This is a genomic window from Streptomyces nanshensis (genome assembly GCF_001751255.1).
GTDB classification, from domain to species: Bacteria; Actinomycetota; Actinomycetes; order Streptomycetales; family Streptomycetaceae; genus Streptomyces; species Streptomyces nanshensis_A.
On the sequence record NZ_LJGW01000654.1, the window covers coordinates 1 to 5,158 of the forward strand.

The following is a 5,158-nucleotide window of genomic DNA, read 5'->3' on the forward strand; positions in this document are numbered from 1 at the left end:
TCCACGCCGACCAGCAGCCGGCACGCGTGCGGTACGACGAGGCCGACGAAGCCGATCGGCCCGGCGACGGCGGTCGAGGCGCCGCACAGCACGACCGCGCCGAGCGCGGCGACGGCACGGCCCCGCGCCACACGCTCGCCGAGTCCGGCGGCCAACTCGTCGCCCAGCGCGAGGGAGTTGAGCGTACGGGCCGAGAGCAGGCAGAGCGCGAAGCCCACGGCGAGGAAGGGCAGGACCTGGAGGATGCGTTCGGCGGAGGCGCCGCTGACGCCGCCGATCTGCCACAGCCGGAAGCTCCCCGCGATGTCGTTGCGCGGCAGGATCACGGCGCTCACCAGCGAGACGAAGGCCGCCGACGAGGCGGCCCCGGCCAGCGCGAGCTTCAGCGGGGTGGCGCCGCCGCGGCCCAACGACCCGACGGCGTAGACGAATCCGGCCGCGAGCGCGGCGCCCGCCATCGCCACCCAGATGTAACCGGTGGGCGAGGTGAGGCCGAAGAAGGCGACCGCCGTGACGACGGCCAGCGAGGCGCCGGTGTTGACGCCGAGGATGCCGGGGTCGGCCAGCGGGTTGCGGGTCACGCCCTGCATGACGCCGCCGGCCAGCCCGAGCGCCGCCCCGACGACGATCGCGAGCAGCGTCCGCGGTATGCGCTTGGCGGCGGCGGCCTGTTCGAGGGTGTGCTGCGCACCGCCGAGCGCCGTCCACACGTCGGACCAGGCGACCGTGCGCGAGCCGAACGCGAGGGAGGCCGCCGCCGCGAGGGCCAGCGCGAGCAGCGCGGCGGCGAACCACAGGGTGCGTGTCCCCGCCGTCCGCCGGACCGTGGCCGCGGCGGACGGCGGGGACTGTCGTACGGGTGCCGTCACGGTGCCTTGTCCGCCGCCTTCGCGAGCGCGGCGGCGTAGTCGTCGAGCACGTAGGAGATGGACAGCGGCGTCGGGTTGGCGGCGGTCGCCAGCGGCGAGGTGTCGCCGGGCAGCAGGGAGATCGCGCCGTGGTCGATGGCGGGCATCTTCGACAGCAGCGGGTCCTTGCTGAGGGTCTTCTGCAGCTTGCCCTTGTCGTCGCCGTAGCCGGTGACGATGTCCACGTCGTCGAAGGTGTCGATCTGCTCGGCGCTCCGGGTCAGCGCGAACTTCTCCGTGCCGCGGGACGCCTTCTCGATGCTGCCGGGGATCTTCAGACCCAGGTCCTCGAAGAACTGGGTACGGGTGTCGTGCGTGGTGTAGAAGCCGACCTTGCTGACGTCCTTGGGGTCGACGTGCGTCATGAACATCGCCGTCTTGCCCTTGAGTTGGGGATACTTGCGCGCCGTCGCGGCGATCTCCTTCTCCAGGCGTCCGATCAGCTTCTCGCCCTCGGCCCGCAGACCGAGCGGCTTGCTGTTGACGCGGACGATCTCCCGCCAGGGCGTCGCCCAGGGAGCGTCCGGGTAGGCCACGACGGGTGCGATGTCGCTGAGGGTGTCGTAGTCCTCGCGGGTCAGTCCCGAGTAACCGGCGAGGATCACATCGGGCTCGGTGTCCGCGACGGCCTCGAAGTCGATGCCGTCGGTCTCGTCGAAGAGCGTGGGCGTCTTGGCGTGCAGCTTCTTCAGCCGCTTCTCGACCCACGGCAGCACGCCGTCGCCGTCGTCGTCGCCGAAGTCGGCCTTCGCCATGCCGACCGGTACGACGCCGAGGGCCAGCGGCACTTCGTGGTTGGCCCAGTTCACCGTGGCGACGCGCTGCGGCTTCTTCTCGATCGTGGTCTTGCCCAGTGCGTGTTCGACCGTCATCGGGAACGCGGCCGAACTGCCCTTGCTGTTCGCGCCGTCGGCGTCGTCGCCGGAGGAGGACTGCCCGCCGCATGCGGTGAGGGCGGCCAGCACGGCTGCCGTCACGGCGAGCAGCCGAAGGCGGTGTGAACGTCTCAACTCGTACTCCACTGTCCGGGGCCAGGGTGCCGGTCCGCGCACTCTGGAACCCGGGATGCCGTCGTGGAGCGGTGCACTGCGCTGGCGCAAGCAGATGAGGTAAGGCTTGCCTTAGTACCTTATGGAGATTCGTCGGGTGTCGCAATCGAGCTGATGCGACACCCGATGTTGCGATCCGGACAGAGATGGACCGATGAGTCGGAGCCGGGGAAGGGGAGGGGAGCAACTCCCCGGCTGCGGCACGCGGTTGGGGCCCGCCGGTGCGCTCCCGACGACGTCCCGCCCGGCGCCCCGTGCGCTCAATTCGCTCACTGACCGCGGAAGGTGCCCGGTGTGAAGCCCGTCGTACGGCGGAAGGCGACGCCGAAGGCGTTGGCCGACCGGTACCCGACCTTCCGCGCCACGGCCTCGACGTCCCAGCCGCGCGCGAGCAGCCCCACCGCGTGCTGGGCGCGCACCGAGGTGACCCAGCGCGCGAAGCTGGTGCCGGTCTCCGCGATGAACGCGCGGGAGACCGTACGGGCGCTCACGCCCAGCTCGGCCGCCCAGTCGCCGAGGCTGCGCGGATCGGCGGGGTCCTGGCGTACCGCGTCGGCGATCGGGGCCAGCAGCGCCGACGCCGGTGCGTGCACGATGAGTTCACGGGGCGAGGGGGTCAGCACGTCGAGCAGCATCGCCTCGGTCGTCTGCCGCGAGCGGGGCGTGAGTTCGTCCTCGCACAGCCGCTCCAGCAGCAGCCGGAGCAGCGGCGTCATCTCGACCGCCGCCGGGACGCCGGACATGGACGTCGAGGCGCCCGAGCCGATGAAGCACGCACGCAGCCAGGTGCCGGCGAACGCGGACGCCGAGTGCGGGGTGCCCGCCGGCATCCACAGCCCCACGGCGGGGGTGATCGTCCAGACGCGGCTGCCGACGACGGCGGAGGACGCGCCGCGCTCGTTCCACAGCAGTTCGTGGAAGGGGTGCGAGTGCTTCTCCCAGGTGGTGTCGTCCGTGAGCACCTCCGCGTAGCACGCCATGCCCGTGCTGCCGCCCTCGGCCTCCGGCTCCGTCATCGGCAGTGAACGCGTCACCCTCGCCATGGGCGATCTCCGTACGCAGACGGGCAGTCGGGCGGGTACTCCGCACGTACGGGCGCGCCCGCGCGCGGCGGGACGGTACGGGAACCGTCCACGGCGGCGGGGCGTATGCGGGGCATGGCGCCGATCCTAAGTCGCCGCTTCTCGGGGCGTGATGGGCCGGCGGCCGGTCCGGACGGCCCGCACGTACGCGGAGCCCGGCCATAATGCGCCTCATGCGCGCACTCGTTACCGGTGGCCCGGCCTCGTCGTGGACGGTGGCCGAGGTCCCGGCGCCCGCCGTCGCCCCCGACGAGGTGCTGGTGGAGGTGGCGGCCGCCGGTCTGAACCGTGCCGATCTGCTGATGCGCGAGGGTTCCTACGTGCCCTCCGGCGCCGACTGGAACGTACCGCTGGAACGCGTCGGCTTCGAGATGGCGGGCCGGGTGCGGAGTGCGGGGGCCCGCGTCACCGGTTTCCCGCCGGGCCGGTACGTCATGGCGCAGACCGGCGGTGCGTGCGCCGAACTGGTCGCCGTCGACCACCGCTTGCTGCTGAACGTGCCCGCGTCCCTCGCTCCGGCGTCGGCCGCGGGTCTGCCCAGCGCGCTGCTCACCGAGTACGACGCCCTGACCGGGGCCGCTGAGTTCCGGCCCGGCGACCGCGTCCTGGTCACGGGCGGTGCCGGGGGCGTCGGTCACATCGGCGTCCGGCTCGCCCGTGCCCTCGGCGCGAGCACGGTCGTCGCGACCAGCCGCTCCCAGGCCAAGACCGGCTTCCTGCGGGAGGCGGGCGCCACCCACGTCGTCGACACGAGTGCCACGGGCATCGCCTCGGCGCTCGGCCCCGACGCCTTCGACGTCTGCCTGGACCATCTGGGCGGAGCGGTCCTCGCCGACCTGCTCGGCGCGGCCGCTCCCGGGGCCAGGATCGTGCAGATCGGACGGCTCGCGGGCGACCGTGCCCGGCTCGATCTCGAACTGCTCGCCGCGCGCAGACTGCGGCTGATCGGCACCACCTTCCGCGGCCGGACGGCCGGCGAACTCCATGCCCTCGTCGCGCACTTGCGCCAGGATCTGCCGCATCTCCTGGGGACGCACGGCGTGACCCCGGCCGTCGACTCGCTTTTCGACCTCGCCGAGGCCGAGCGGGCGGCGGAGCGTCTGACCCGTCCCGGCCTCATGGGCAAGGTGGTTCTGCGCATCGCCTGACACCGGGCCGGGCACCGGCCGGACCGCCACCGGCACCACACGACGCCCGTGCGTCCCGTGGTGCCGGTGTGCGGCGGCCGCCGCCGTGCGCCGTGTGCGCCGCGTGCCGCGCGCGGCCCGGTGGGCGAACTACTCGTCCGGGTGGCGCAGTTCGACGTCGAAGTCGTCCGCGCCGCCGCCGTCCAGCCGCAGTCCGCTGGTCGCCGGCGGATAGCCGCTGGCCACCAGCGAGTACTCGCCCGCCGCGACGTCGGTGAAGACGTAGCCGCCGTCCTCGTCGGTGGTGGCGGTGGCGATCACATTGCCCGCCGCGTCCACCAGCGTCACCCGTGCCTGCGGCAGCGGACGCCGGTCCGCACCGGCACGGACGACGCCGTGCACCCGTGCGCCCGCCGAGAGTTCGATCTCGATACGGGTCAGACCCGGGCCCTCCGCCTCCACCGGGCGTGCGGTGGGCCGGTATCCCGGAGCGTTCACGGCGACCGTGAAGCTGCCCGCGATCAGGTCGTCGAAGCGGAAGTCGCCCCGCTCGCGGCTCTGTCCGCTGGCCAGCACCTCGCCCCGTGCGTCGGTGACCACGACCGTCGCCCCGGCAATGGGCTGCCCGTCGGCCGCGTTGCACACGCGCCCCGCCAGTCCGCTCGTACCGGAAAGGAGCAGATCGTGGCTGAGCGAGCCGTCGCCCACGGTCACCGTCGACGCCTGCGGCTGGTGGCCCTCGGCGGCGGCGATCAGCACGTAACTGCCGGGCCCGGGTGCGTCCAGGGCGTAGGAGCCGTCCGGGTGCGCGACCGAGCGGCCCAACTGCTGCCCGCTCAGCGAGATCAGGGTGAGGGCGGCGCGCGGCACACCCGTACCGGCGGCGTTGCGCACGGTGCCGCGGATGCCGCCGTACGACGCGTGCGGTCCGTCGCCGCCGCCGGCGGCCGCGACCGGTGCGGACCGGCTCTGCCACAGTCCGGCCGGCTGTC

5 protein-coding genes are annotated in these 5,158 nt (G+C 73.2%); 1 reads left to right on the top strand and 4 read right to left on the bottom strand.

What is annotated here, in order from left to right:
• The 3 genes from AN218_RS30960 to AN218_RS30970 form a co-directional block, all read right to left on the bottom strand.
• Nucleotides 1-869 (bottom strand): FecCD family ABC transporter permease (locus AN218_RS30960; RefSeq protein WP_070020348.1); only part of this gene is annotated, 869 nt, incomplete at its 3' end.
• Nucleotides 866-1,918, bottom strand: coding sequence for an iron-siderophore ABC transporter substrate-binding protein (locus AN218_RS30965; RefSeq protein ID WP_244900871.1), 1,053 nt, complete (start codon nt 1,916-1,918; stop codon nt 866-868). The genes AN218_RS30960 and AN218_RS30965, both read right to left, overlap by 4 nt.
• Before the next feature lie 308 nt (nt 1,919-2,226).
• Complete coding sequence (locus AN218_RS30970) at nt 2,227-3,000, bottom strand: helix-turn-helix transcriptional regulator (protein ID WP_070020350.1); 774 nt, start codon at nt 2,998-3,000, stop codon at nt 2,227-2,229.
• Between the two features lie 212 nt (nt 3,001-3,212).
• Here AN218_RS30970 and AN218_RS30975 point away from each other — a divergent pair, with 212 nt between their 5' ends.
• A complete protein-coding gene (locus AN218_RS30975) occupies nt 3,213-4,187 on the top strand; it encodes a zinc-binding dehydrogenase (protein WP_171908863.1) in 975 nt (324 codons plus the stop codon).
• A gap of 129 nt (nt 4,188-4,316) precedes the next feature.
• Here the strand turns inward: AN218_RS30975 and AN218_RS30980 are convergent.
• A partial coding sequence (locus tag AN218_RS30980; protein WP_141747773.1) for an MSCRAMM family protein occupies nt 4,317-5,158 on the bottom strand: 842 nt, incomplete at its 5' end.

Excerpts from the sequence above, each read along its gene's own strand:
- AN218_RS30970 (WP_070020350.1), bottom strand. The coding sequence starts at position 3,000 with ATGGCGAGGGTGACGCGTTCACTGCCGATGACGGAGCCGGAGGCCGAG.
- AN218_RS30975 (WP_171908863.1), top strand. The coding sequence starts at position 3,213 with ATGCGCGCACTCGTTACCGGTGGCCCGGCCTCGTCGTGGACGGTGGCC.